The 26,166-nt window shown below is 44.6% G+C and carries 29 protein-coding genes; 16 read left to right on the forward strand and 13 right to left on the reverse strand.

Translation table 11 applies throughout. The features are described from left to right. Positions 1 to 5: 5 nt before the first annotated feature. From ABXS85_RS09740 to ABXS85_RS09755, 4 genes are read right to left on the reverse strand one after another with little or no spacing between them, the layout of a single operon-like run. On the reverse strand, positions 6 to 1,040 hold the full coding sequence (locus ABXS85_RS09740) for an LLM class flavin-dependent oxidoreductase (RefSeq protein ID WP_353666336.1): 1,035 nt from the start codon (positions 1,038 to 1,040) through the stop codon (positions 6 to 8). After that, on the reverse strand, positions 1,037 to 1,945 hold the full coding sequence (locus tag ABXS85_RS09745) for a flavin reductase family protein (protein ID WP_353666337.1): 909 nt from the start codon (positions 1,943 to 1,945) through the stop codon (positions 1,037 to 1,039). Before ABXS85_RS09745 ends, ABXS85_RS09740 begins: the two co-directional genes overlap by 4 nt. Next, positions 1,932 to 2,771, reverse strand: a complete 840-nt coding sequence (locus tag ABXS85_RS09750) for an alpha/beta hydrolase (RefSeq protein ID WP_353666338.1) — start codon at positions 2,769 to 2,771, stop codon at positions 1,932 to 1,934. The genes ABXS85_RS09745 and ABXS85_RS09750 overlap by 14 nt, the downstream gene beginning before the upstream one ends. Continuing rightward, positions 2,743 to 3,342 carry an amino acid synthesis family protein gene (locus ABXS85_RS09755; RefSeq protein ID WP_353666339.1) on the reverse strand — a complete coding sequence of 200 codons (600 nt, stop codon included), beginning with the start codon at positions 3,340 to 3,342 and terminating at the stop codon, positions 2,743 to 2,745. Before ABXS85_RS09755 ends, ABXS85_RS09750 begins: the two co-directional genes overlap by 29 nt. 166 nt (positions 3,343 to 3,508) lie before the next feature. Between ABXS85_RS09755 and ABXS85_RS09760 the strand changes: the two genes are divergently transcribed. The 7 genes from ABXS85_RS09760 (at position 3,509) to ABXS85_RS09790 (ending at position 9,077) form a co-directional block, all read left to right on the forward strand. Further along, positions 3,509 to 4,171 (forward strand): GntR family transcriptional regulator, encoded by a 663-nt coding sequence (locus tag ABXS85_RS09760; protein WP_353666340.1) that lies wholly within the window; start codon positions 3,509 to 3,511, stop codon positions 4,169 to 4,171. After that, complete coding sequence (locus ABXS85_RS09765) at positions 4,168 to 4,566, forward strand: carboxymuconolactone decarboxylase family protein (RefSeq protein ID WP_353666341.1); 399 nt, start codon at positions 4,168 to 4,170, stop codon at positions 4,564 to 4,566. The genes ABXS85_RS09760 and ABXS85_RS09765 overlap by 4 nt, the downstream gene beginning before the upstream one ends. A gap of 11 nt (positions 4,567 to 4,577) precedes the next feature. After that, the gene (locus ABXS85_RS09770) at positions 4,578 to 4,877 is read left to right on the forward strand and encodes a DUF1330 domain-containing protein (RefSeq protein WP_353666342.1); all 300 of its coding nucleotides are present in this window, start codon (positions 4,578 to 4,580) and stop codon (positions 4,875 to 4,877) included. Between the two features lie 301 nt (positions 4,878 to 5,178). Next, positions 5,179 to 6,195, forward strand: coding sequence for an ABC transporter substrate-binding protein (locus ABXS85_RS09775; protein ID WP_353666343.1), 1,017 nt, complete (start codon positions 5,179 to 5,181; stop codon positions 6,193 to 6,195). Positions 6,196 to 6,270: 75 nt separating this feature from the next. Further along, a complete protein-coding gene (locus tag ABXS85_RS09780) occupies positions 6,271 to 7,122 on the forward strand; it encodes an ABC transporter permease (RefSeq protein ID WP_353666344.1) in 852 nt (283 codons plus the stop codon). A gap of 1 nt (position 7,123) precedes the next feature. Then, the gene (locus ABXS85_RS09785; protein ID WP_353666345.1) at positions 7,124 to 7,924 is read left to right on the forward strand and encodes an ABC transporter permease; all 801 of its coding nucleotides are present in this window, start codon (positions 7,124 to 7,126) and stop codon (positions 7,922 to 7,924) included. A 22-nt stretch (positions 7,925 to 7,946) separates the two neighbouring features. Next, positions 7,947 to 9,077: an ABC transporter ATP-binding protein gene (locus ABXS85_RS09790; RefSeq protein ID WP_353666346.1), complete on the forward strand. Its 1,131-nt coding sequence runs from the start codon at positions 7,947 to 7,949 to the stop codon at positions 9,075 to 9,077. Between the two features lie 184 nt (positions 9,078 to 9,261). On the opposite strand, the gene ABXS85_RS09795 is transcribed toward ABXS85_RS09790, so the two are convergent. From ABXS85_RS09795 to glnT, 4 genes are read right to left on the reverse strand one after another with little or no spacing between them, the layout of a single operon-like run. Continuing rightward, the gene (locus ABXS85_RS09795) at positions 9,262 to 10,590 is read right to left on the reverse strand and encodes an FMN-binding glutamate synthase family protein (RefSeq protein WP_353666347.1); all 1,329 of its coding nucleotides are present in this window, start codon (positions 10,588 to 10,590) and stop codon (positions 9,262 to 9,264) included. 18 nt (positions 10,591 to 10,608) lie between these two features. Then, complete coding sequence (locus ABXS85_RS09800) at positions 10,609 to 11,292, reverse strand: protein glxC (protein WP_353666348.1); 684 nt, start codon at positions 11,290 to 11,292, stop codon at positions 10,609 to 10,611. 12 nt (positions 11,293 to 11,304) lie between these two features. Then, positions 11,305 to 12,204: a glutamine amidotransferase family protein gene (locus tag ABXS85_RS09805; RefSeq protein ID WP_353666349.1), complete on the reverse strand. Its 900-nt coding sequence runs from the start codon at positions 12,202 to 12,204 to the stop codon at positions 11,305 to 11,307. A gap of 46 nt (positions 12,205 to 12,250) precedes the next feature. Further along, on the reverse strand, positions 12,251 to 13,585 hold the full coding sequence (glnT, locus tag ABXS85_RS09810; protein WP_353666350.1) for a type III glutamate--ammonia ligase: 1,335 nt from the start codon (positions 13,583 to 13,585) through the stop codon (positions 12,251 to 12,253). 243 nt (positions 13,586 to 13,828) lie between these two features. Between glnT and ABXS85_RS09815 the strand changes: the two genes are divergently transcribed. From ABXS85_RS09815 to arsB, 5 genes are all read left to right on the forward strand, one after another. Beyond that, complete coding sequence (locus ABXS85_RS09815; RefSeq protein ID WP_353666351.1) at positions 13,829 to 14,482, forward strand: XRE family transcriptional regulator; 654 nt, start codon at positions 13,829 to 13,831, stop codon at positions 14,480 to 14,482. A gap of 160 nt (positions 14,483 to 14,642) precedes the next feature. Next, positions 14,643 to 14,978 carry a metalloregulator ArsR/SmtB family transcription factor gene (locus ABXS85_RS09820; RefSeq protein WP_353666352.1) on the forward strand — a complete coding sequence of 112 codons (336 nt, stop codon included), beginning with the start codon at positions 14,643 to 14,645 and terminating at the stop codon, positions 14,976 to 14,978. Between the two features lie 13 nt (positions 14,979 to 14,991). Continuing rightward, complete coding sequence (locus ABXS85_RS09825) at positions 14,992 to 15,462, forward strand: arsenate reductase ArsC (protein ID WP_353666353.1); 471 nt, start codon at positions 14,992 to 14,994, stop codon at positions 15,460 to 15,462. Further along, positions 15,462 to 16,181 carry an arsenical resistance protein ArsH gene (gene arsH, locus ABXS85_RS09830; RefSeq protein ID WP_353666354.1) on the forward strand — a complete coding sequence of 240 codons (720 nt, stop codon included), beginning with the start codon at positions 15,462 to 15,464 and terminating at the stop codon, positions 16,179 to 16,181. Before ABXS85_RS09825 ends, arsH begins: the two co-directional genes overlap by 1 nt. Before the next feature lie 19 nt (positions 16,182 to 16,200). Continuing rightward, positions 16,201 to 17,217 carry an ACR3 family arsenite efflux transporter gene (arsB, locus tag ABXS85_RS09835; RefSeq protein WP_353666355.1) on the forward strand — a complete coding sequence of 339 codons (1,017 nt, stop codon included), beginning with the start codon at positions 16,201 to 16,203 and terminating at the stop codon, positions 17,215 to 17,217. 141 nt (positions 17,218 to 17,358) lie between these two features. On the opposite strand, the gene aroQ is transcribed toward arsB, so the two are convergent. Both aroQ and ABXS85_RS09845 read right to left on the reverse strand, forming a co-directional pair. Further along, positions 17,359 to 17,820, reverse strand: a complete 462-nt coding sequence (gene aroQ / locus ABXS85_RS09840) for a type II 3-dehydroquinate dehydratase (RefSeq protein ID WP_353666356.1) — start codon at positions 17,818 to 17,820, stop codon at positions 17,359 to 17,361. A gap of 41 nt (positions 17,821 to 17,861) precedes the next feature. Beyond that, on the reverse strand, positions 17,862 to 18,812 hold the full coding sequence (locus ABXS85_RS09845; RefSeq protein WP_353666357.1) for an AEC family transporter: 951 nt from the start codon (positions 18,810 to 18,812) through the stop codon (positions 17,862 to 17,864). A gap of 122 nt (positions 18,813 to 18,934) precedes the next feature. Between ABXS85_RS09845 and ABXS85_RS09850 the strand changes: the two genes are divergently transcribed. The 4 genes from ABXS85_RS09850 to ABXS85_RS09865 all read left to right on the forward strand — a co-directional run bounded on the left by ABXS85_RS09850 (position 18,935) and on the right by ABXS85_RS09865 (position 23,934). Next, positions 18,935 to 20,143, forward strand: a complete 1,209-nt coding sequence (locus ABXS85_RS09850; RefSeq protein WP_353666358.1) for a LysR family transcriptional regulator — start codon at positions 18,935 to 18,937, stop codon at positions 20,141 to 20,143. Between the two features lie 124 nt (positions 20,144 to 20,267). After that, positions 20,268 to 21,215 carry a Gfo/Idh/MocA family oxidoreductase gene (locus tag ABXS85_RS09855; protein WP_353666359.1) on the forward strand — a complete coding sequence of 316 codons (948 nt, stop codon included), beginning with the start codon at positions 20,268 to 20,270 and terminating at the stop codon, positions 21,213 to 21,215. 105 nt (positions 21,216 to 21,320) lie between these two features. Next, positions 21,321 to 22,301: an aldo/keto reductase gene (locus ABXS85_RS09860; protein ID WP_353666360.1), complete on the forward strand. Its 981-nt coding sequence runs from the start codon at positions 21,321 to 21,323 to the stop codon at positions 22,299 to 22,301. 319 nt (positions 22,302 to 22,620) lie between these two features. Then, positions 22,621 to 23,934: a PAS domain-containing methyl-accepting chemotaxis protein gene (locus ABXS85_RS09865; RefSeq protein ID WP_353666361.1), complete on the forward strand. Its 1,314-nt coding sequence runs from the start codon at positions 22,621 to 22,623 to the stop codon at positions 23,932 to 23,934. Between the two features lie 90 nt (positions 23,935 to 24,024). Here ABXS85_RS09865 and ABXS85_RS09870 read toward each other — a convergent pair whose 3' ends face one another. From ABXS85_RS09870 to ABXS85_RS09880, 3 genes are read right to left on the reverse strand one after another with little or no spacing between them, the layout of a single operon-like run. Then, on the reverse strand, positions 24,025 to 24,876 hold the full coding sequence (locus tag ABXS85_RS09870; protein WP_353666362.1) for a class III extradiol dioxygenase family protein: 852 nt from the start codon (positions 24,874 to 24,876) through the stop codon (positions 24,025 to 24,027). Then, positions 24,876 to 25,235: a protocatechuate 4,5-dioxygenase subunit alpha gene (locus ABXS85_RS09875; protein WP_353666363.1), complete on the reverse strand. Its 360-nt coding sequence runs from the start codon at positions 25,233 to 25,235 to the stop codon at positions 24,876 to 24,878. Before ABXS85_RS09875 ends, ABXS85_RS09870 begins: the two co-directional genes overlap by 1 nt. A 36-nt stretch (positions 25,236 to 25,271) precedes the next feature. Further along, positions 25,272 to 26,147 carry an amidohydrolase family protein gene (locus tag ABXS85_RS09880; RefSeq protein WP_353666364.1) on the reverse strand — a complete coding sequence of 292 codons (876 nt, stop codon included), beginning with the start codon at positions 26,145 to 26,147 and terminating at the stop codon, positions 25,272 to 25,274. Positions 26,148 to 26,166: the final 19 nt, after the last annotated feature.

The raw sequence follows: 26,166 nt of genomic DNA on the forward strand, positions 1-26,166 counted from the left end.
TACTGTTAGTTAAATGCAGGCATAACTTGGTCAACAAATCGACGTAAGGATGTTTCTTTTTCTACACGGCTCAAGCCAGAATCGCTCCAATAGGCAAATTCGTCATAGCCTAACGCTTCATAGTGTTTGAGACGTTCTATGATCTGTTTAGGACTTCCTATCATAAGATCTCTGCCAATGTCTTCGCGCTTATAAAAAGGATGATTATCGATTTCTTCTTGACTGAGCGCTTGAATCAGACCTTGACTGATTGGCCTTTCATTTTTAAACCAAGCACCAAAATAGCAGTAAAATTCATGAAGCTTACGCGTGGCCTGCTCAAGTTCGGCGGCATCATTGGACACATAAGCATGCTGTAAGATCATGATCTTAGTACGTTTTTTATGTTTTTCGCAGGCTTCATTGTATTTAGCAATGAGAGACTCTACTTCTTCAACACCTTGCCATAGGGGAGTCACCTGGACATTACAATCTTGGCTCACTGCAAATTCATGACTGTTGATATCTCGGGCAGCAATCCAAATTGGCGGCCCGTCAGGGGACAAAGGTTTTGGCGACGAGGTGGTCTTTGGAAACTGATAATGCTTGCTGTCTTGGCTGTGATCGCCTTGCCACAGACCTTTAATTGCAGGCACCATTTCACGTAGACATTCACCTGCTTGCCAGGCATCCATGCCACCAGGCACCATACGTTCATATTCAAATGAATAAGCCCCACGAGCGATGCCCAGTTCAAGACGACCACCTGTGACTATGTCTGTCATAGCCGCTTCGCCTGCCAATTTAATGGGATGCCAGTAAGGTGCTACAACTGTACCTGTACCCAGTCGAACCTGCTTAGTTTGGTGAGCAATATCAATCAAATTCAAAAATGGATTCGGCGCTATGGTAAAGTCCATTCCATGATGTTCACCCGTCCAGACGGTGCTCATGCCGCCTTGGTCAGCTATCTTACAGAGCGACAAAAATTCGTCATATAACTCTTTTTGACTTTGCTTTTCGTTAACTCGCTCCATATGAGCAAACAGTGAAAACTTCATCGAACTTCTCCTTCTAACTCATTGCCGAAGTACAACCGGAAGACGCCATTTTGCTTTTCTGTGACAAATCGCTTCACCATGCTAGTCAGATCTGATGAGATAAATGAAACCTCATTTAACGAACTTAACGGCAGGTATTCATAACCCGCTGGAACCTGCTCAGTCATTCGATCCACACGATAAAAAGCAATGAAATTCTCAGTACTGGCCTTCTCATAGACAGAAAATACTTGCCCAATTTCGAACTCACCACCTAACCCCTTCATCAGGCTTTCAAGTGATGCACGCGAGCCTTTGTCTGTTGTAATGTCCATGACAGGCAAACGGTAACCCTGATCTGTTTTTTCCACCAACAATCTGTCATTTGTTTCAATCAAAGCACCCACTTGTGCACATTTCTCATGAGCAACGTCTTCGGCTTTATGTTCCATACCTAAGCTGAAGTACCCACTCTTTGCATAACCCAAGCCAAATTTTTCATTGCTCTCAAACCTCTCCACTTTGCCCACCAGCATGAGGTGATCACCGGCTGGGATCTTGTCAAATGCGGAACAAGAAAAATGCGCCACGGCACCACTGATAAGGGGAGTATTAAACTCATCGTCAAACCAATCTACTTGCGCGAAGCGATCACCTTGTGCACCTGCAAAGGTATTAGAAACATGCTGTTGATCCTCTGCTAACACACTCACAGCAAAGTGTTCACATTGCTCAAACACTGCAAAGCTCGACAATTTATTAGCAGGACACACCAGTAATAACGGTGGATCCATGGACACTGAGGTAAAGGAGTTGGCAGTAAAACCGACTTTTTCTCCAGTTTTACTCACGGCGGTCACCACAGTGACACCTGTCATAAAGGAGCCGAAGGCATTACGCAATGCTCTAGGATCATGCACGCTCATATGAAGTCTCCTGTTTTAGGGCAAAACACTCTTGTCCAAATTTGATGATTAATGGGTTTAACTCTTCAGAATGGGTCATGGGCGCCATGTGACGAGCCTTGTCGATAAGATGAACAATACCTTGAGGGCATAATGACGCCATGGTTTCAGACATGACTGAGGTTGAGTTTGGATCCTCTTTGCCGGTCGAAAAAAATGCCGGCAGGGGTAAGCTAGTTAAGTCTTCGATGGCAGGCCCATCATTAGAACAAAATACTTCATAAGCTTGGAAATAACCTTCTGAAGACGCCTTTGTAAGCCACTCACTGCATAACGCAGCATTTTGTACATCGTCCCCTTGTAGTGGATAATCAAACCAACGCTTAACGGGGGCCGTTACATTCTCGATGGTAAGCTTGTCTTTCATTTGCTCTACACGACTCTGAATGGCTTTTTTTGCTTCGTTTGAACGGCGAAAAACGGAATTCAAGGCAATCACACCAACACAATCCTTCACATATCGAATGGCAAAGTTCAGTGCGATCATAGAACCCATAGAATGCCCTGCAATCAATACCGGCTTGGAAACATCCGTTGCTATCCAATCAGCAATCACGTCCGTGTAATCGGCAATATCTCGACACTGGGGGAAACAATCACTTTCACCATGCCCCGGCATATCGACGGCGTATAGGGTGAAGTGTTGCGCCAACTCATCAAGCTGTTTTAGCCAGGCATCCAGTCTCAAGCCAACCCCATGAATAAGCACTAAAGACGGCCCCGACCCCATCTTGATATAGGCTAGCCCTTGCGGTGATTTAAACCGCTGCGGGATTTTCGACATCATGTCCTAGCTCCTTTAGCTCTTGATAACGATCTCCTATACGATGATGTGGTCGGCCACCAGTTGACGCCCCTAAAACAACAATAATTTCGTTATCCGCAGGGGCATCGCAAATATTGAATTGCAAGGTTAGGTAGTGAGAGCGGCGGCCACCATCGTTTTTATCCATCATGGGGACAGAAATCACGGCATTGGCTGGCCCACGAGTATTGGTGAAAGACAGAAAGGATTTGGCTTGGACTGCTTCTCGGTATAAGTTACCAAAATGCAAGGTATGAATGAGTGCAGAGGCATGTTCAATCTCGCCATTCATACCCACAACGGCGGCTTTACCGAACGCTTCGATCTTATCCGCCCCGCCCGCTAAATCACAAATGCGATCCGTCAACAATTTGCCAAGTTGTGGGCCGTATTCTCGTACCACAGGTTTAAGATCTTCAACATATTGACCTGCCCAAGGGTTTTTCACGACGGCCGCAACGCCAAGCATGCGCAATGGTTTATCCGCTTTTTTAAAGCCTTCCACTAGAGTTTCTTCTTCAAAGCACACTATCTTGCGAATTTCTAAACTCATAATAATTTTCCGACAGAGTTAGTTTTTATATAAAAGAGTTAATTTCTATATTTTGTAATATGGTATACCATATTATGCAAACATAAACATACTATCTTATATAGTTCAACCAGTAATGTGCTAAAATTTTGAAACACTTTTCATCGATCAAAGGAAAAAAAATAGAATGCAAAAGGTTGAACGACCGAAGACACTCAAAGAAAGCGCTCTTATGACACTTAGAGACGCCATCACCAGCAACACGTTAAAACCTGGTACACGTTTAGTGGAACGCACCCTTTGTGAAACCATGGGGGTCAGTCGAACAGTGGTACGAGAATGCATACGCCATTTAGAAAGTGAACATCTAGTAAAAGGCATTCCTAACTCAGGCTTTATCGTCGCCTCTATTAGTGACGAAGAGGCACGCGAAATCTATGAGATACGCGCCTTGCTTGAAGGTACTGCGGTAAAAGCGTGTTGTGAGGTCATTACCCCAGAAGTCATTAGCCAACTCTATGCCCTGCACGATGACATTGCGTTGCACCTTAGTAAAGACGACATAAAAACGGCTTTAAAACTCACCACCGCTTTCTATGAACTGATCTTCAAAACGGCCCACAAACACGTGGCTTGGGTGTTGGTTGAGCAACTGAATTCCAGAATCTCCAGATTAAGGGCCTACACCCTAAGCGCTAAGGGTCGAAAAATATCCGGACCAAAAGACCTATATGACATGGTGAAAGCGCTCGAAGATCATAACCCTGAGGCGGCTGTTGAAATATGTGAACGACATTTACGCGAAGCCTATGAAATAGCATCAACCATAGACAAAGGAAGTGACACATGAACAAAACACGATTCGAACTCGGTCTCGCTAAACGCAAAGCGACGTTAGGAAACGACTATGTTGAACGCAATTTAGAAAAAGCCGATGCCTTTAATCTCCCCTTTCAAGAAGCCATGACGGAATGGTGCTGGGGATTCGGGTGGGGCGATGAAACCATAGATGCTAAAACTCGATCCATGATGAATCTCACCATGATAGCGGCATTAGGCAAGATGGAAGAATGGGAACTTCATCTCAATGGCGCTGTGAATAATGGCGTCACCCTGGATGAAATCCGCGCGATTATTCATGCAATTGCAATCTACTGCGGCGTGCCACAAGGTGTTGAATGCTTTCGTATTGCTCGTACAGTGCTTACCGCAAGAGGCCTACTTAACGCAGACAATTCACAGTGAGGGAAAACGCGATGAAAGGTTATTGGATTGCTCACGTACTGGTTGAAGATGCAAATGCCTATCAAAATTACTTGGCCAGCGCTCCGGCGGCGTTGGCAGCATTTGGTGCAAAGATGTTATCCCGTGGTGAAGACTTCACTCTGCTGGAAGGTAACCTACCCACCCCTACCCGCGCTGTTGTGTTCGAGTTCGACAGTTATGAAACGGCATTAGCTTGTTATCACTCGGATGCTTATCAAGAGGCTCGCTCACATCGACTGAGCTGTGCTGACGCCACCATTTTGATCCTTAAGGGATTACCTCAAGCATAAATCTTTTGCCTGCAGTAACTCATACATAGGAGCACTTATAGCTACGAGTACTTCTTCCTAACTCGTTAGAGTTACTGCATCACATTCTTCTGTCTTTAAATAGCTTCAGACACTTTTGCCCTCCCATTGAAAAGTCAAACTGCGTCAAAAAAGGCAAAAAACTGCTTGACCATATCATGGTATACCATAATATGGTGTGTGCCGAGTGTGTTTTTTGATCAATTTTATTTCCTCCATTTTTCAAAACGAACACCCCAACGGCGACTAAAAACGACAACACATTAGGAATAGGAACATGAAGATGAACAAGACACTAAAGAGCAGCGCTATTGCGTTGACCTTGACAATGGCTTCTATGATAGCCAATGCAAACGACACTATGAGCTTCGTCAGCTGGGGTGGCTCCACCCAAGAAGCGCAACAAGAAGCTTGGGCAATACCTTTCTCAGCGATATCGAATATCAAGGTAATTCAGGATGGACCAACCGATTATGGTAAATTAAAAGCCATGGTTGAAAGTGGCAATGTGCAATGGGACTTAGTTGATGTGGAAGCCGACTTTGCCTACCGTGCAGCGGCAGAAGGTTTGTTGGAGCCACTGGATTTTTCCATTATCGATACCACAGACATTGATCCGCGCTTCGTTTCCGATTATGGCATCGGCTCTTTCTACTTTTCATTTGTTCTTGCTTATAACAAAAATAGCCTATCCAGTGAGCCCAGTTCTTGGGAAGCATTATTTGATCTTGACACATACCCTGGCAAACGCGCGCTTTACAAATGGCCAAGCCCTGGGGTTCTGGAAATGGCACTTATTGCCGATGGCGTAGAGCCTGAAAATCTTTATCCACTTGATCTAGACCGCGCTTTTGCGAAGCTGGATACCATCAAAGACAACATCATATGGTGGGGCGGCGGTGCTCAATCACAACAACTACTCGCCTCAGGTGAAGCCAGTATGGGGATGTTTTGGAATGGACGCATCTTCTCCCTACAAGAAGATGGCCTTCCTGTAGGAGTCAACTGGAAAGAAAACCTCGTTATGTCCGACTTTCTGGTCATCCCCAAAGGCGCGAAAAACAAAGACGCTGCAATGAAGTTTTTAGCCTATTCAACCAGCGCCCAAGGTCAAGCAGACTTTGCCTCATTGACTGCCTATTCACCCATCAACAAGAAGAGTGAAGAACTCATTGACTCTGGCTTAAACGCTTATCTACCAACCAGTTATACCAGCGATCAAGTATCATTGGATTACCAATACTGGGCAAAGAATGGACAGGAAATCAGTGCTCGTTGGAACACCTGGTTACTGAAATAACTTGCTACTAGTCACCCTGTATTCACTGACCACTGGACAAACTTAGGTTGTTCAGTGGCTTTTAAGGTAATCATTATGTCTGTACGTATCTATCGTCAAAAGTGGAAAGATGCCTCTCTTCTTCTGCCGATTATATTGTTTCTGGGGGTTTTCTTTCTGATTCCTCTGATCGGACTTCTTGTCCAGAGTGTCACCCAACCCCAGCTTGGTCTTACCAATTTTGCTGAACTACTGGCCACTTCTACTTACCTTAAAGTATTAGGCAACACCTTTTTGGTCGCCACTTTAGTGACAATATTTGCCGTATTATTAGGATTTCCTTTGGCATGGTGTATCACCTTATTCCCCAAAGGCTGGGGACGTTTCCTACTCAATGTTGTGCTGCTCTCCATGTGGACCAGTCTGCTCGCTCGCACCTACTCGTGGCTGGTGTTGTTACAATCCTCTGGCGTGCTGAATAAGATCTTAATGGGTCTGGGTATCATCGACCAACCTTTGCCGCTGGTTCATAATCTAGCTGGCGTCATCATTGGCATGACCTACATAATGATTCCATTCATTGTACTTCCCCTACAAGCCTCTATGAGCGCCATCGATCCTATGGTGTTGCAAGCCGCGTCAATCTGCGGAGCGTCTTCTCGTACGGTGTTTTTCAAGGTGTTCCTACCATTATGCAAGTCCGGCATTTTCTCCGGATCGTTAATGGTATTCGTCATGTCACTTGGCTATTACGTCACTCCTGCGTTACTCGGCGGCGTCAGTAATATGATGCTACCTGAGTTTATCGTTCAGCAGGTACAAAACTTCCTTAACTGGGGCATCGCTAGTGCTTCGGCATCGATTCTCATCGCTGTGACTTTGGTCTTGTTTTACCTCTACCTAAAAGTCCAAACCGAATCACCAACTTCATCAAATACCAAGGACTAATATGCTACTCACGCAACAATCGTTAGGATGGAAAATTAAGTCCGCCCTGTATTTTATAACGGGTTCTATTGCCGCCTTTTTGGCATTGCCCATTTTCTTCATCATCGCTCTGTCATTTGGTTCATCCCAATGGCTAGTTTTTCCACCACCGAGCTGGACCATCAAATGGTACGAGCGGTTTTTTAGTAACCCGCAATGGATTGAGTCCGCATTAACCAGCTTGCAAGTCGCCATCATCACCTCCATTTTGGCAACACTCATCGCTTTACCAGCTTCTTTTGCTCTGGTACGAGGAAAGTTCCCGGGGAGAGATTATCTTTATAGCTTGTTTACTTTGCCTATGATTGTCCCTGTGGTGATTATTGCAGTAGCAACCTACAGCATGTTTTTGAGCCTTGGACTCACGGGCACCTTAGTCGCTTTTGTTATCAGTCATGTGATCGTAGCGGTTCCGTTCGCCATGATTTCCATCATCAATTCACTTAAGTTGTTTGATCAGTCCATCGAAAATGCCGCTGTCATTTGCGGAGCTCATCGTTTACAAGCCATTTTAAAAGTCACCTTTCCATCCATTAAACCGGGCATTTTTGCTGGCGCCCTGTTTGCCTTCTTGGTGTCTTGGGACGAAGTGGTGATTAGCGTAATGATGGCCAGTCCTGAGTTGCAAACCTTGCCCGTGAAAATGTGGTCAACACTGCGCCAAGACCTCACTCCGGTAATTGCGGTGGCGTCTACATTACTGATTTTCTTATCCCTATTCATCATGCTTGCCGCTAACTTTTTACGTAAGCGCAGTCACTAGGCGAAGCATTAGGAGCTTTATTATGACGAGAGCAAAGCCTTCATCTCCTCTGGTTACCCTGAAATTACTGAATAAAAAATACGGTCAATTTACAGCGGTTAATGACATCAATTTAGAGATAGAAAAAGGAGAGTTTTTAACCTTTTTAGGTTCCAGTGGTTCGGGAAAAAGCACCACACTTTCTATGATCGCCGGATTTGAGTCGCCTTCCTCCGGCGACATTCTATTACATGATGATTCGTTGATTCCTGTCCCTTCCCATAAACGTGGCATTGGCATGGTATTTCAACACTACTCGCTGTTTCCACACATGAGTGTGCGTGACAATATTGGCTTCCCTCTGGACATTCGTAAGGTCCCTAAAACTGAGCGCAATAAAAAAGTGGATGAAATTCTGCAGCTTGTGCAGCTAAGCGACTTTGCTGATCGTCGACCCGCTATGTTGTCGGGCGGACAAAAACAACGCGTGGCCATCGCCCGCGCCCTAGTTTATGAACCAGAAATCCTCCTGATGGACGAACCGTTAGGCGCTTTGGATAAAAAGCTCCGTGAAGATTTACAAGACGAGTTACGCCAACTCCATAGACGACTTGGCATCACCATCATCTACGTCACGCACGATCAAGATGAAGCCATGCGTCTATCGGAACGCATCGCTATCTTTAAAGACGGTGAAATCGTCGGTCTTGGCTCAGGTACAGATCTCTATAACACACCACCTAATGCTTTTGTCGCCTCTTTCTTAGGCAATTCCAATTTTCTTAAAGTCCGCACTCAAGCCCATGATCAGGTTCTCTTCGAAGATCAAACCTTAAAACTTGGTAAGCAGGCTCAATCTGTAGCAGAACAAACGGATGTATTGCTAATGATTCGTCCTGAAAACATTCACGTACTCTCTAAAGAAGTTGCTGCCTTACAGCCACTTAATGAAGACGTAAATGAAATTACCGCCACGGTTGAGGAAACCGTCTTTCTAGGGGAGACCTACACCTGCTCTTTGGTAACGGCTTCAGGTCAACGTTTAATGGGCAAAGTCGTTGCTCGAGAACACTCGGAAGTCTCAGCGGGAACAGAAGTATGTGTTCGTTGGTCTGTCCAACACTCTTGTGTGTATGACAAATGGAGTGAGCAGGACATTATGAAAGCGAGTTAAACACTCATGATATAACTCGGTGTCAACTCATTGGGAGCATTTGCTCCCTTTTTTTGTTTTCGAAGCAGACAAATCCTTACCATAAGACGCTCACACCTTACGCCAATAAATCTAGCCTCACTATCACTTGGCAAAAAAAACCACGCAAAAGCGTGGCTAAATGGTTTAATTGAGTTAACCAGTGTTAATACTGCTGTCCAGGAATCCAATTCGTCCCCGCTAAAGGGACTCGCGCCATGGCTGCGGCTTCGACATTCAAGGCCACCAAATCTTCGGGCTCCAAATTTCGCAGATCATTTTTACCACATGCCCTTGCCAAGGTTTGTGCTTCCAAGGTTAAGACACGCAAATAATTCGCTAACCGATTACCCCCGGCCACCGGATCCAAACGCTTCATTAGTTCTGGATCCTGAGTAGATATACCGGCGGGATCCTTACCTTCTTGGTAGTCGTCGTAAAAACCGGCTGCCGAGCCAATTTTTTGGTAATCTTCTTCCCATTTCGGGTCATTACAACCCAAGGCCACCAAAGCAGCCGTTCCAATAGCCACAGCATCTGCGCCTAGCGCCATACACTTGGCTACATCCGCACCATTGCGTATGCCACCCGAGACAATTAACTGCACTTTACGGTGCATGCCCATTTCTTGCAGCGCTTGAACCGCTTGTGGAATGGCGGCTAATGTCGGAATACCAACGTGCTCAATAAAAACGTCTTGGGTCGCCGCGGTTCCACCTTGCATGCCGTCAACCACGATAACGTCTGCCCCTGCTTTCACAGCAAGTTTTACATCATAGTAAGTACGGGTTGCCCCCACTTTAATGTAAATTGGTACTTGCCAATCTGTGATCTCACGAAGCTCTTGAATCTTGATCGCCAAATCATCTGGGCCAGTCCAGTCAGGGTGACGACAGGCTGAACGCTGGTCAATCCCCTTTGGCAGGTTACGCATTTGGGCCACACGATCAGTGATCTTTTGACCTAACAACATACCGCCACCGCCGGGCTTAGCGCCTTGTCCCAAGACCACTTCGATGGCATCCGCTTTACGCAAATCATCTGGATTCATACCGTAACGGGATGGCAAATATTGATAAACTAACTTTTTCGACTGACCACGTTCTTCTGGCGTCATGCCACCATCACCCGTAGTGGTAGAGGTTCCAGCAATAGAGGCGCCTCGTCCCAACGCCTCTTTCGCATTGGCTGATAAAGCACCAAAGCTCATCCCTGCAATGGTCACAGGAATGTCCAGCTTAATGGGATTCTTAGCAAAGCGATCACCCAGCACAACGGAGGTATTGCAGGTTTCTCGATAGCCTTCCAAAGGATAACGCGACATACTCGCCCCCAAAAAAAGCAAGTCATCAAAGTGTGGCACTTTACGCTTGGCACCAAAGCCACGAATATCATAAATTCCTGTATTGGCCGCACGGCGTATTTCCGCCATGGTGGCACGGTCAAATGTGGCGGATTCTCTTAAGCTTGTATTGTAATTGGATTCGTTACTCATGCTTGTCACCTCTGTTATCTAGTATGCCGATGCGTTGTCAACTTTGAAGGTATAAAGCTGACGCGCCGAGCCATATCGCTTAAAAGAAGCAGGGTCTTCATCCACTCCTGCTTTAGCCAGTAGTCCGCTAAGTTCTTCAAGATGTTCTGGTCGCATTTCTTTTTGAATGCAATCCGCGCCAAGTGATTTCACTTCACCTTTAACGTAAATATGCACTTCATAAAGCGAGTCACCCAAGGCTTCACCCGCATCGCCACACACTACAAGAGAACCAGATTGCCCCATAAAACAACTCATGTGGCCCACACTGCCTTTGACAACTATGTCCACACCTTTCATGGAAATACCACAACGGGCCCCGGCATTGCCTTCAATGACCAACAAACCGCCTTGCGCGGTCGCGCCAGCAGCTTGTGATGCGTCACCTTTCACACGTACCACGCCTGACATCATATTCTCCGCCAGACCTTGGCCGGCATTACCATGAACCGTGACACTGGCTGTTTTGTTCATGCCAGCACAGAAGTAACCAGCATGACCGTGGATATCGACCTGCAAATCCGCGTCTAAACCAACGGCAATATTGTGATCTCCCTTGGAATTGGTAACGCGCCATTCTTTTTCAGTAAGAGAGGTCTGTTGAGCATGCAGGGCCTGGTTAAGTTCACGAATGCTGCTGGTGGCTAAATCAAATGTTTTCATGTTATTCCCCTACTACTTGCGTTCCCAAATGTAGAATCTTGCTGGCTCTGGTTCCCACACTGTGGCATTTTCAACACCAGGCAATGAAGCCAAAGCTTGGTACTCAGAGGCCATCGCCACATAGTCTTCTGTTTCCGCTAATACCGCAGGTTTACAGGCAATAGGATCACGCATTACGGCAAAACCATCTTTGGTACCTATGGTGAAAGTGAAAAAGCCATCTAGATCTTTCAACGCATTTTCTAGCGCAACTTTTAACGAATCACCCTTATTCAGTCGCCACGTTAGGTAACCAGCTGCGACCTCAGAATCATTTTCGGTTTCAAATGTGATACCTTCGCGCTTCAATTTATCGCGCAGGCGGTTGTGGTTCGACAATGAGCCGTTATGCACCAGACATAGATCGGATCCAGTAGAAAAAGGATGGCTACCCTCCATCGTCACTGCCGACTCGGTAGCCATGCGAGTATGGCCAATAATATGACTGCCTTTCATACCCTCTAAGTTAAATTTCGCAGCAATGTTTTCCGGCAGCCCAACTTCTTTTAGAATTTCAATCGATTGGCCCGCACTCAAAATCAACACATCCTTAGCATTTTCAGCAAACCAATCACGAACGCTTATTTCCGTTGCTTTCACTTTCAGCACCGCCACATTAGCGTTCTGCATCCAGTCCACTTCACAAGCCAATGCCGTGGCCAATTGATCTGCAAGACCAGCCCAATCAAAAGAGTCACTTGGATGACGTAAGGTTAACTTCACCCAATCAGAGGCAACATCATCACCATAAATTGCAAAACCTGCACTGTCCGGACCACGATCCGTCATCGCGACCAACATGGGCTCAAAAAGCGCACCCAATTTGCCTTCATATTTATCGTTTTTCAGATAAAGACCCACTATTCCACACATGGCAGAAACCTCTGTTTAATTAAATTATCCTGCTAACAGATAGCAATTAGAAAAATTCTGAGTAGTGTTTGAGTTCCCAATCAGAAACATGGCGTAAATATTCGCCCCACTCGGCACGCTTAACTTTCACAAACTCTTCGACAATGTCACGCCCCATTGCTTCAACAAAAACCGTGTCTTTCTCAAGCTCATCAAGGGCATCTCCTAGGGTCTGCGGGAGAATGGAAATGTTTTTCGCAATAATGTCTTCAAGGGTTAAATCGTATAGGTTGATATTCATTGGTTCACCGGGATCAAGCTCACGCTCAATGCCATCTAAACCCGCCGCAATCAAAGCAGCATGAACAAGGTAGGGGTTACAACCTGAGTCAGGTAAACGGAATTCTAAGCGACCATATGGCACACGGATTAAAGCAGAGCGGTTATTATCACCATAACACTCATAAGCTGGCGCCCAAGTTGCCCCAGAACTATTACCCCCAACCACCAAGCGCTTGTATGAGTTCACTGTTGGCGCTGCAAAGGCACAAATTGCCTTGGCATGAGCAAGAATACCGGCCGTAAAGTGATAAGCCATTTTTGATAGCCCCATACCATGCTTATCACTGTCATCACCAAACAAATTTTTACCAGATTCATCTGTGATGGATAAATGGAAGTGCATACCATTGCCTGTTTTGTCCGCTGCAGGTTTTGGCATAAAGGAACAAATGATGCCCATATCATTGGCAATCTCACCCGCGGCCATACGAACAAAAGTAAAACGATCCGCGGACTCAAGAGCATCACTGTAGGTATAATTGATTTCAAACTGACCATTCGCATCTTCGTGGTCTATTTGATAAACATCAAAATCAACCGCTTGAAGCGCTTCCACTAATCGCTCCAAAAATTCTCGTGAGCGCGACAATCCTTTATAGTCATAACATGGCTTGTCTAGGGTATCCGATGAATCCACCGGAAGTAATTGCCCACTTTCTCCCTTTTTAAATAAATAAAACTCTGGCTCCAATCCGGTGTTCAGTGTCCAACCTTTTTCCTCCAAACGCGCCAATTGTTTTTTTAGCACTACGCGCGAGCAGTATGGATGAGGGGCGTTATTGACATAACCATCACAAGCGAGACGCGCATAACCTGGCTGCCAAGGAACAATACTCAAGGTTGCAAGATCTCCACGAGCGAGAAAATCAGGACCATGAGGCTCCATCGCCAGTCCTGTAACCGCAAAGCCGGCAAAACCAGCGCCTTCTTCAACCACATCAAAAATGTTTTTTGCCGGTACCGATTTAGTTTTGGCCACACCATGAATGTCAACAAACTGAGCAAGTACATACTTGATTTTGTTTGCTTCTAAAAAACTTGTGACTTCGTTATATTGCATTACATTACTCCTAAGTTAATTTGGACAACTTATGGAACATCCAAAGCAAGCGATTGTTATCTTATTCGCTAGAAAAATTCCTAAAGGGAAATTATTATTCCTTACAAGAAAGCAAATATCTTGCCACGACATTCTCTTTAAGTAAATTTATTTTCCTAAAAAGAAATAAGCCTATGCCAACTAGGCTATGGCTCAAAAAAAAGCTGCTACAATGGGCACACGAAGAATAAGGGTTTTAAGAAAATGACAAGCGATGCACCATCAAGACACATAAAAGCACTTAAAGAGGGCGAAATTAGCCAAGAAAGAGAACAATCCCCTCGCTTGAAATTGGAAGACTATATTGCCATGCAAGTAAAACGTAAGCGGATGGCTCAAAATCTGAAAATTGCCGATGTCGCCCGTATAGCAAAGCTCAGTCAAGGCATGGTAAGCAAAATAGAAAACGCGCAAGTATCGACTAGCTTAGATACCCTTGGACGTTTATGTGATGCGATTGGCCTATCTATTTCACAACTCTTTGCCGACTATGACCGTCCCGAAGGAGGGGCGCAACACACAAAAGCAGGCCAAGGAATGGAAGTAGTAAGAAGAGGAACAGAAAAAGGACATACTTACCATCTACTGAATTACACTCGCGGTGAAACTCAGATTGTTGAGCCTTTTCTCATCACGATGGACGATGCAAGCGAAATATTCCCAACATTTTCCCATCCCGGTCAGGAGTTTATTTATATTCTAGAAGGGGAGATCATGTATCGTCATGGTAATAAGCTTTACCACATGGAAAAAGGGGATTCTTTATCTTTCGATTCCAGCATTCCACACGGGCCAGAAGAATTGCTTGAAGTACCTATCAAACTGTTATCTTTTATCACTCACAGTAACGATATATAGTAACCTAATACATCAAGCTATGACTCCTATCTGCATACTATCTACTTGAGTTTAGGGTCTATCCTGCCCTAATTAGGGGTACATCTAACTCTACTAGGGCTTGACTTTCAATTAAATATATATGAAATTTCACATATATTATTTATCACATATTTAAACTATGACGCCCTTAGCTTTTTATAAATGTTTGGCTGACGACACTCGCTTAAAGACCTTATTACTGATTTCTCAGACAGGTGAAGCCTGCGTTTGTGATCTACAAGAAGCCTTACAATTAGACCAACCCAAAACCTCACGCCACCTTGCAGAACTACGTAAATGTGGAATTTTGCAGGATCAACGCCGAGGCAAATGGGTGTATTACCAGATTCATGAGCAGCTACCGGAGTGGGCAAAACAAGTCATTCAGGACACAGCTCAACACAACCCTGACTATTATCAGCAAGCCTTAGATATTTTAAAAACATGCCAAACGGCATCCAACCATTGTTGCTAACCATGAGGTTGATATGAAAATTTTGTACATCTGCACTCACAATCGTTGTCGCAGTATTTTGTCTGAAGCCATTACCAATGGCATGTCAGGCAATCTGATCGAAGCCAAAAGCGCTGGCAGCCAACCTGTGGGTGAAGTGCATCCCTTATCCATAAAATATTTACAACAAGCAGGCTATTCAACTGAGCATCTACAAAGCCAGTCGTGGGATGACTTTGAAGATTTCGCTCCTGATTTGGTCATTACCGTATGTGACTCAGCGGCTGGTGAAACCTGCCCAGTTTACTTTGGTAAGAGTTTAAAAATGCATTGGGGACTGACTGATCCTTCCAAACTGGAAGCAAATGAAGAGCACAAGCAGCAAGCTTTTATGGCCTGCATTAAGACCATTGAAGAGAGGGTCGCACAACTAAAGGTCTTGGCCTCTCGCCAATTGGATAAAAATCAGTTGAAATTTGAACTTGAGATATTGGGAGCCCAATAATGAGTCTGCAAGATAATTCGCTACCAAATGTCGACATAGAGCAGTTTCACGTCCCTCATCACGATCAATTACAGGTTCAACCCAGCACTCACAAACCGCGCATTTTATTGCTTTATGGTTCCTTGCGAGAGCGCTCTTACAGTCGCTTAGTCGTGGAAGAAAGCGCGCGTATACTCACGGCGATGGGCGCTGAAACGCGTATTTTTAACCCAACTGGGCTACCGCAAACTGACACTGAAGACGAACATAACCCCAAGGTAAAAGAACTGAGGGAGCTCATGATGTGGTCAGAAGGGCAAGTCTGGTGCTCTCCTGAGCGTCACGGTTCGATGAGCAGCATTTTCAAAAGCCAGATCGACTGGGTGCCATTAAGCCTTGGCGGTGTCAGACCAACACAAGGGAAAACCTTAGCGGTCATGCAAGTGTGCGGCGGCTCTCAATCTTTCAACACAGTCAATCAAATGCGTATCTTAGGTCGTTGGATGCGTATGGTGACCATTCCCAATCAATCTTCTGTCGCAAAAGCTTTCCTAGAGTTTGCAGAAGATGGTCGTATGAAACCGTCGCCTTACTACAACCGCATTGTAGACGTAATGGAAGAGCTGATGAAATTCACCCTACTGCTTAGAGACAACAAAAAGGTATTTGTCGATCGCTATTCAGAGCGCGTTGAAAGTGCTGAAGAATTGAGCAAAAGAGTCAACCAGAAATCCATTTAACGCATTATTAGGACAAGATATGGGATTATTTGAACGTTATTTAACTGTCTGGGTTGGACTGGCAATCCTAGTCGGCATGCTATTGGGTAGCCTTATTCCGAACACCTTTGCAGTCATTGCCAGCATGGAATACGCCAAGGTCAACTTGGTCATCGCCGTACTGATCTGGCTGATGATTTACCCTATGATGGTGCAAGTAGACTTTTCGGCCATCAAAAATGTCGGTAAACAAACCAAAGGCTTGTCCTTAACTATAGTCATAAACTGGTTAGTGAAACCTTTTTCGATGGCTTTATTAGGCTGGTTGTTTTTCAAAGGCTTATTTGCAGATTGGGTCGATCCCCAAACCGCCAACGAATACATTGCCGGTATGATTTTACTCGGCGTGGCACCTTGTACGGCCATGGTCTTTGTCTGGAGCCAACTCACCAAAGGCGACGCTAATTACACTCTCATTCAGGTGTCAATCAACGATGTCATTATGATTTTCGCCTTTGCTCCGATTGCAGGTTTCCTACTTGGCGCAACCGACATTCATGTGCCATGGGACACATTACTGGCTTCTGTGGTGCTCTATGTACTGATTCCATTGATTGCGGGGGCCATCACACGTAAAAGGTTGGACAAAGCCAACGATCACTCCCAATTAAATGGCTTTCTTAGCAAGATGAAGCCTTGGTCTATCATAGGTCTCATCGCAACTGTGGTGCTCTTATTTGGCTTTCAATCAGAAACCATTCTAGCCAAACCTCAAGCCATTCTATTAATCGCCATTCCATTGCTGATTCAAACCTATGGCATTTTTGCCATCGCCTATTGGTTGGCAAAAAAATTCAAATTACCCCACAAAGAAGCGGCACCGGCCAGTTTGATTGGTACCTCTAATTTCTTTGAATTGGCCGTCGCAGTGGCGATTTCTTTGTTTGGTCTGCAATCTGGTGCGGCCTTAGCGACAGTCGTCGGTGTGTTGGTCGAAGTACCAGTGATGTTGTCCTTGGTTTGGTTTGCCAATCGCACCCGACATTGGTTTGCATAAAGTGGTTTTAAAAAGGCAATTCGCGCAAGACTCTACACTGTAGGCAAAGCATTCTTAAACATAGACCTCTAAAAGAGCAGAAACATTTTTACTCTTTTAGAGGATCACCTTGGTATTATCAATACCTCTCAGACTTGGATGTTATGCACCTTTGGCCTGATATTTGTGAACCAGCCCCTGAATAGCAAGCACATAACCTTGCACCCCCATTCCTACCACTATGCCGCTGGCGACTGGGGAAACGTAGGAATGGTGACGAAAAGACTCACGAGCATGAACATTCGAGATATGCACTTCCATCACAGGAACATCCGCTCCCTTGATGGCATCATGAAGTGCTATGGAGGTATGAGTATAGGCCCCCGGATTAAACACCACACCTAATAATTCACCCGACTTCACTTTCTGACCAGCCTGATGAATCCAGTCTATTAGAGCACCTTCATGGTTAGACTGGTGACATTCTACTTGATAACCCAAAGCCGCTGCCGCTTGCTCACACATTTGTTCAACATCCGCTAGGGTTTCATAACCATATTGCGCAGGCTCACGGGTTCCTAACAAATTTAAATTTGGACCATTAAGCACCATGATGCTTGCCATATTTTACTCCTAAACATTGGCCCCAACTTTGGAGCTCGCCATTAACTAACTGCCATAAAGCGTAACAATAAACTTAATGTCAGAAACGATAACACAGTTGTGAACAATAAAGTGCTGGCACAAAAACTTCGTTCGCCATATTCACCACAAATAATGGGATAAGTACTGAACATTGGCATAGCCGCAAACAGGATGACCGACCATTTTAAGCTTTGCGCCATATTCGGTGTGAAATTGAGTAATAACACCACCAGCAAGGGAAAGATCAATAATTTCCCTATTGCGACCAGCAAAATAGGAGAAAACTGACCTTTAATAGACACTCCCACCAAGGCACCACCAATCACCACCAAAGCCGTAGGCGCAGCTCCCGCCGCCAAAAATTCAAGACTTTGCTGGGCAAAGCTTGGCATTGGCAAATCAAACAGGGAAAACACCAAACCTGCACTTAAAGCAATGAGCAAAGGATTACCGACAATGCGCTTGCTAACCACTCGCCATAAGCCCACAGAGTGATGTTTTTGACTTCTCTTTTGATGCCCCACCAGAGTTTCGATAAAAATCAAACAAACGGGCAGCAGTATTATATTTTCCACCATCAGAGCCATTGCAAAGGCTTGTGTCATAGGTTCATCAAAAAACTGCAGTAATACCGGAAAACCGATAAAGGCGCTGTTTGACATGGTCGCCCCAACGCCCATCACACCACTGCGAATCCAGTTCTGACGCAGCATTTTTGCTGCGATCAACACAGTGATAAAAAAAGAACCTATGCCGCCCAAGGCATACACCAGCATATAGCTAGGATGAAACACCTCATGTATGTCCATCACAGACAAGTTGACAAAAATCAGGGCAGGCAATGCCAGATAAAGCACAAAACGGCTCAAACCAGATAACGCCTCGCTGGCGATTAAACCAAAGCGAACCGCCAGAAAACCAATAAGAACTAATAAAAAAATCGGTGCCGTTACCTCTAACACCACTTCCATAGCAATCCGCCTTAGTTAACTAGAAAATTCGATTGGGATAAAACATGATTACTGATGTAAATTACTTATCTCAGGATTCATTTTTGATATAGTCTCTTAAAACTATAAGATTTGAGGGTTCTATGGAAGCATCCATTCCAAACTTAAGGCACCTACGCGTGTTTTTGGCGGTGACCGAACTAAAGAGCATTACTCGCGCTTCAGACAGTATCTTTCTGTCACAACCAGCGATTACTCAGGCCATTGCTAAATTAGAATCCTCCCTAGGCACCTTGCTGTTTGAACGTCATTCAGACGGCATGTACCCAACCGCCTCAGGGGAAATTTGGCAAAAACGCGTCAGCCGCGCCATTAATCATATTCAAACAGCCACCCAGGACATAGTGAAAGATAACAAAGACACGGCACCCAAAAACCTAGTCGCTCTCATCAGCACCACCCAGTTACGTGCCTTAGTGGCAGTCAGTGAAGCGCAAAACTTCAGTATTGCTAGCCGTAATTTAGCTGTGTCTCAATCTTCTGTACATCGTGCCGCCAGGGACCTAGAACGTTTACTGGGTGTGACCCTTTTTGAAAAGAACAGTCTCGGCACGAGCGCCACCAAAGCTGCACAAACACTGGCTAAAGCCACCAAATTAGCTTTCAGTGAATTACGCCAGGGCATACACGAGATCAACGCCTTGCAATTTAAAGACGTGAGCACCATCACCATCGGCAGCATGCCATTGGCACGTATGACCATTTTACCCAAATCCATTTTGCGATTTAATGAACGACATCCAGATGTCAATATTAAAGTAACAGAAGGGCCTTATAGCGATTTACTTCACCATTTACGTCAAGGTGATATTGATATCATTTTGGGCGCCTTACGCTATCCATCACCGGCGGATGATGTGATTCAAGAAGAGCTTTGGTCACCCCCTTTGTCCATCATTGCTCGTAAAGATCATCCGTTACTTCAACACCAGCAGATCGACGCCCAACAATTGGCACAATATTCTTGGGTCGTACCCACAGAAGGCACACCGACTCGACAAGCCTTTGAAGACATTTTCGCTGATGCCAAGATTCCTTTACCAGCACGCTTGGTAGAGTCCAGTTCACAAATTTTAATCCGTGAATTATTGTTGGAAAGTGACCGTCTAACCCTAATGTCTGCACATCAAGTGGAGCGAGAAATTAATATTGAATTACTCAGCGTCATTCCTTTTCCATTAGAACATACGCGTCGTCCAATCGGACTATGTGTGCGAAAAAGCTGGCTTCCAACCCTCACACAGTCTCATTTTTTAAGCCTACTAAGGGAGATATCGGAGCAAGTACGTTAAGTCTTTTGAATTTAGCATTGCAAAAAACGAATAGCATAAGCGCTTTATGGATTACCCCTTATAAAAGTCCAGTGCTAGATTGTCTAGCAAAACAATAAACCTTCTTCCCATTAGGAGTAAATCAATGAGAATTTGTATTGCAGGTGCCTCAGGCGCTTTTGGTATGAAACACATGGACGCCATCGCAGCGATTGAAGGCGCAGAAGTCACTTCCGTTGTGGGAACTAAAATCGATACCATTAAAGCTTTCGCTGAAGAACGCGGTGTCGCACACTACACAACAGACCTTGCCGAAAGTCTTGCCCGTGATGACGTAGACGCTGTCATTCTTGCTACCCCTACCCAAATGCATGCAGCACAAACCATCCAATGCCTTGAAGCTGGCAAGCATGTGATGTCTGAAATTCCTATGGCAGACAATATTGAAGACGCGCGTAAAGTCGTCGACATCAAAAACGAAACCGGGTTGGTGGCTATGGCCGGTCATACCCGTCGCTTCAACCCTTCTCATCAGTGGATTCATAATAAAGTACAAGCGGGTGAACTCAAGATCCAACAAATGGATGTACAAACCTACTTTTTCCGCCGTTCCAATAAAAACGCCTTGGGCAAACCTCGTTCTTGGACAGATCATTTACTATGGCACCATGCTTGTCATACGGTGGATTTGTTCCAATATCAAACGGGCGAGACAGCAACTAAAGTGCAGGCCATGCAAGGGCCTATTCATCCTGAATTAGGCATTGCCATGGACATGAGCATAGGTATGAAGGTGGCAAATGGGGCCATTTGTACCTTGTCATTGTCATTCAATAACGATGGCCCATTTGGTACTTTCTTCCGTTACATTTGTGATAATGGCACTTATCTTGCGCGTTATGACGATTTATATGATGGCAATGACAATAAGATTGATCTCAGTGGCGTGGCCGTATCCAACAATGGTATTGAGTTACAAGATCGTGAATTCATTGCCGCTATTCAAGAAGGTCGTGCTCCAAATGCCTGTGTAACCCAAGCCATTGATGCTATGGAAACTTTGCACAAATTAGAGCAATGTCTGGACGACTAACTTTGGGGAAGTACAAATAAACCCCTTTGCCACCAACAGGAAGCCATGGCTTCCTGTTTTTGTTATTGTCTCACCATGATGATTAAGGACTAAAAAGGACATCTTATGTCAAAACATCCGCACCTATCCGACCCGAGTATTGGCCTTGGTTGCATGAACTTATCTCATGCTTATGGCTCACCCGTTCCTCATGAAGAAGCCGTAAAAGCATTACAAGCAGCATTTGACATGGGCTATCGTCATTTTGATACGGCAACTTTATACGGCGGAGGGAAAAATGAGCTGTTGGTAGGTGAGGCTTTAAAAGAGCGTCGCAACGAATTCTTCCTTGCCAGCAAGTGTGGTATGGCCATGGTGGATGGGAAAAAAACCATCAATGGCCGCCCTGAAAATATTCGCCAACAATGTGAAGACAGCTTGCAGCGTCTGCAAACCGATTACATAGACCTTTACTATTTACATCGTCTGGACCCAGAAGTTGCCATAGAAGAGAGTGTGGGAACCTTGGGGGATCTGGTTAAAGAAGGCAAAATTGGCTCAGTCGGCTTATCTGAAGTGTCAGCCGATACATTAAAAAAGGCACACAGTGAATTCCCCATTACCGCCTTACAATCTGAATACTCCTTGTGGACACGAAACCCAGAAATCGCCACCTTAGCGACTTGTAATGAATTGGATATCCACTTTGTGGCATTTAGTCCATTAGCGCGTGGCTTTCTAACAGGTTCGTTGATGGATGCTTCTCAACTAGAAGCAAAAGACATACGTAATAATATGCCTCGTTTCCAGACAGAACATTATGAACACAATTTAGCATTGCTTAATGATTATCTTTCTTTAGCGAAAGACATAGGCTGCACACCAGCGCAATTGGCTTTAGCTTGGTTAAAAGGAAAAGGCAATAATATTGTCCCAATTCCCGGTACTCGTTCGGTACAACATATGAAGGACAATCTAGAAGCTGGACAGTTAATATTGGACAAACAGCAAATGGCTTTACTAGACAATATGATCAACCAAAAAAACGTATCAGGTCCTCGCTATAATGCAGCTCAGCAAAAAGAGATTGATACCGAAGAATTTTAATTACACTCTCCGCCCGGCTGCTTATTTTAGAAGCTGGGCAACAGCTTCCCACACTAAATTAAATCCAAAAAAAATCAATTAGTTGAAACAAAACAACTGAATTTTGTTACCTACTTGATGATTGCGAATACATTTCTCTACTTAGCATTTCACTCCCTTACGGTTTCAGTACGATAAGACCAAATAAGTTTTATACTATGAAAGTTATAGTTTTTTTTAATATGTAGGAATAAACTTACAAGTCTGTAGTTTAGACTTCATACAAGAATGTTTAATTTTCAGCACATTCGAATAATGGATAGCAAGGAGAAGTGTTGTTATGTTTTTTAACAAAGCTAAAAATGAAAAATTATCATCAGAGAAAAATTCCTTCTCTGAAAATGTGGCCTTTATTTCAGCAATGAACAAATTCTGTGCCACCATATGTTTCCTTCCAGATGGCACCATCATCGAAGCAAACCAACACTTTCTCAACGCAGTGGGCTACAGTTTAGACGAAGTAAAAGGTCAAAAACACAGGATGTTTTGTCCAGAAGATGTGGCTAACAGTGTGGAATATCAAAACTTCTGGCCTCAACTTGCTGCTGGACACTGTCAGCAAGGAAGCTTTCATCGCATTAAAAAGAATGGCGATGACCTTTGGATAGAGGCGACATACTTTCCCATCGAGCAAGATGGCAAGATAGTGAAAGTGGTCAAAATCGCTTCCGATATAACCGCAGCAAAACACGCTGCAGACAGTCACAAAGCGGTATATGATGCCATCAATCGTTCTAGCGCGACCATAGAGTTTGAGAAAGACGGCACCATCATCACAGCAAACGATAACTTTTTAAAAACTATGGGCATCAATACAGTACAAGACATCATAGGCACGCACCATAGACAATTTTGTAAAGAAGACTTTTACCAAAAAAATCCAAATTTTTGGCAGGAGTTAGCCAGTGGTGACTTTAAATCAGGTCGTTTTGAGCGCGTCAATAAACAGGGTGAAACAATCTGGTTAGAAGCCACTTACAATCCTATTTTTGACGACAATGGTAAGGTCATCAAGGTATTAAAAGTCGCTTCTGACATTACGGCTCGAATTAACGAACAATTAGCGATTCAACATGCCGCTGAAGTGGCACATTCTACCTCAGTAGAAACCGCACAAGTATCAGAAAATGGTGCACGTATTTTACAACGCACAGTGGAAGCCTCGAACCAGATTGTCAGTGACATTGATGCGTCGACCAAACTGATCGAGAGCCTGAATCATCAATCCGAAGAAATTGCTAAGATAGTTACCACCATTGGTTCTATCGCTGATCAAACCAACTTATTGGCTCTAAATGCGGCGATTGAGGCAGCTCGCGCCGGCGAACAAGGCCGAGGTTTTGCGGTGGTTGCCGATGAAGTTCGTACCTTGGCTGCACGCACCAGTACTTCTACAGTAGAAATCGAAACTATGGTCGCACAGAACAGCGACTTAACTCGTCAGGCCAAAGCCAGTATGAATAAAGTCAGTGAACGATCAGACGAAAGCTCAAGGCTTATTGAAGAAGCAGCAGGTATCATTCAAGAAATTTTAACTGGCGCAGAACACGTAGCAGGAACTGTCAACAAATTACTCAACGAAAACCGAGACTGATCAAAGCATAATAATTTGTCTTGGGATAATGAAAAACACCATCATAGACCATGATGGTGTTTTTCTAGCTTTTAAACTAATAGCCTAGATCTATTTAGCAGGCATCTCGTGTTCAAGCAATAATACGCCAGCCCCGGTATTGGAAATAGGCGCATGATAATTACGATGCAATTCGGTCACTTTTCCTCTTAGTACGCCACGCATCGCAATCCACATATTGAGCTCAACGGTCTGCGCACCACCAATTTTAACCAAATCGAGATTAGAGTATGTAGTCAGCTCTTCTGGCGTATCCACAAGCTTATCCATGCACTCAATATCAAACTGTCTGTTCAAGGTACCAGCCGCCTCACCATCCAATTGATGAGATAAACCACCCGTCCCAAAAATAGCGACTTTCATATCTGAATCAAAAGACTCAATGGCCTTACCAATTGCTTGCCCTAAAGCATAACAACGCTTAGGTTGTGGCATTGGATGTTGCTCACAATTGATACAAACCGGGATCACTTTTACATGGCCATATTCATTACCTGGCCACATCAAACTGAGAGGCACAGTTAAACCGTGATCCACCTTCATTTCTTGGCAAATGGTCATATCAAAACCATCTTCCACTAGGCTGTTGGCAATATGCCAAGACAACTCAGACTCTCCCGTTACTGGAGGAATGGTCGCGATACCCCAACCCTCATCTGAATTGTGATATTCATCCGCCACGCCAATCGCAAAGGTCGGTTTTTTATCAATAAAAAACTCTAAACCGTGGTCATTATAAAAAAGCACAATCACATCAGGTTTTTTCTCATTTAGCCATTTACGCACTGGCGGGTAACCATCAAAGAAAGGCTTCCAATAAGGTGTTTCCTCAGCTTTATTTGCCATTGCATTGGCAATTGCAGGAATATGAGACGTTGTTACTGCACCAATAATATTCGCCATTATACTTCTCCTGAGCCACGTTTTTCCAACATGGCCTTGAACTCATCGACACTCATACCAGTTTGAATGGCGCCAATATCTTGCATGTTAAGTTTTAACAAACCTGCAAACTTAGCCACATAATAAATGCTACCGCCTTGTTGTAAGAGTCCAATGATGTCTCGCTCATGAATGGCCTTAATCTGTGCTTCCGTTAAACCAAATTTGGCACAATAAGCATCTGGGTCTTTTTTAAACTCGTCACGGGCCGATTGCTCATTAAACGAGTAACACATTTTGTTCAACCCATAGCCTTTCTTAGCCATTTTACCGTCAAACAGATAAGTGCCTGGAATTTCTTGTGTGTCATTTGCTGCCATAGTCAGCCTCTCTTTATTCTGTTACGCTTTTTTAGCTCAGTCTTGCCAATACAAACGCATTGGATTATCCACCAGCAAAGCCTGTTGCAACTCTTTTGTAGGTGCGATCAACGGAATCACATCCACAAGATGACCATCGTCTGGAACGTGCGTTTTCATATTAGGATGTGGCCAATCCGTTCCCCACAACACACGCTCAGGAAAGGTTTCAACTAAACGATGAGCAAAAGGTACCACATCACTATAATCTGGTGCCTGCAAGGTCAAACGCTCAGGGCAGCTGACCTTACACCATACATTGTCGTTGTCCGCCATGAAATCAATAAAACGTTGAAAGTCAGGATGCTCCACCCCTTTCTCAACATCAGGACGTCCCATGTGATCGACCACAATTGTGGTATTGAGCGCTTTTAAAAACGGAATCAGATCTTCAAGATCAGGCGCTTCAAAATACACTACAATGTGCCAACCGAATGAACGAATTTTATCAGCGATGGAAAAGAAGACCTCCCGAGGAGTGCTATCCACTAAACGTTTCACAAAATTAAAACGTACCCCTCTTACACCCGCTGCGTGCATTTTTTCCAGTTCTTCGTGGGTAATTGTGTCGTCAACAAAAGCAACGCCTCGTGCCAACTCTCCTGCAGTGTCCAAAGCATCCAGCAAAGCAGAATTATCCGTACTATGACAAGACGCTTGCACAATCACATTGCGCGAGAAACCAAGGTGATCGCGCAGGGCAAACAATTGCTCTTTTGACGCATCACAAGGTGTGTATTTACGCTTTGGATGATAAGGAAATTTCTCGGCTGGGCCGAACACGTGACAGTGTGCATCTACTGCCCCAGCAGGCGCTTTATATTTGGGCTTGCTTGGGTTTGGATGAAATGGAAGATAATCTTTATCCATCATAATTCAGTTGCCTTATTAT

Source organism: Marinomonas sp. THO17 (assembly GCF_040436405.1).
GTDB lineage: Bacteria > Pseudomonadota > Gammaproteobacteria > Pseudomonadales > Marinomonadaceae > Marinomonas.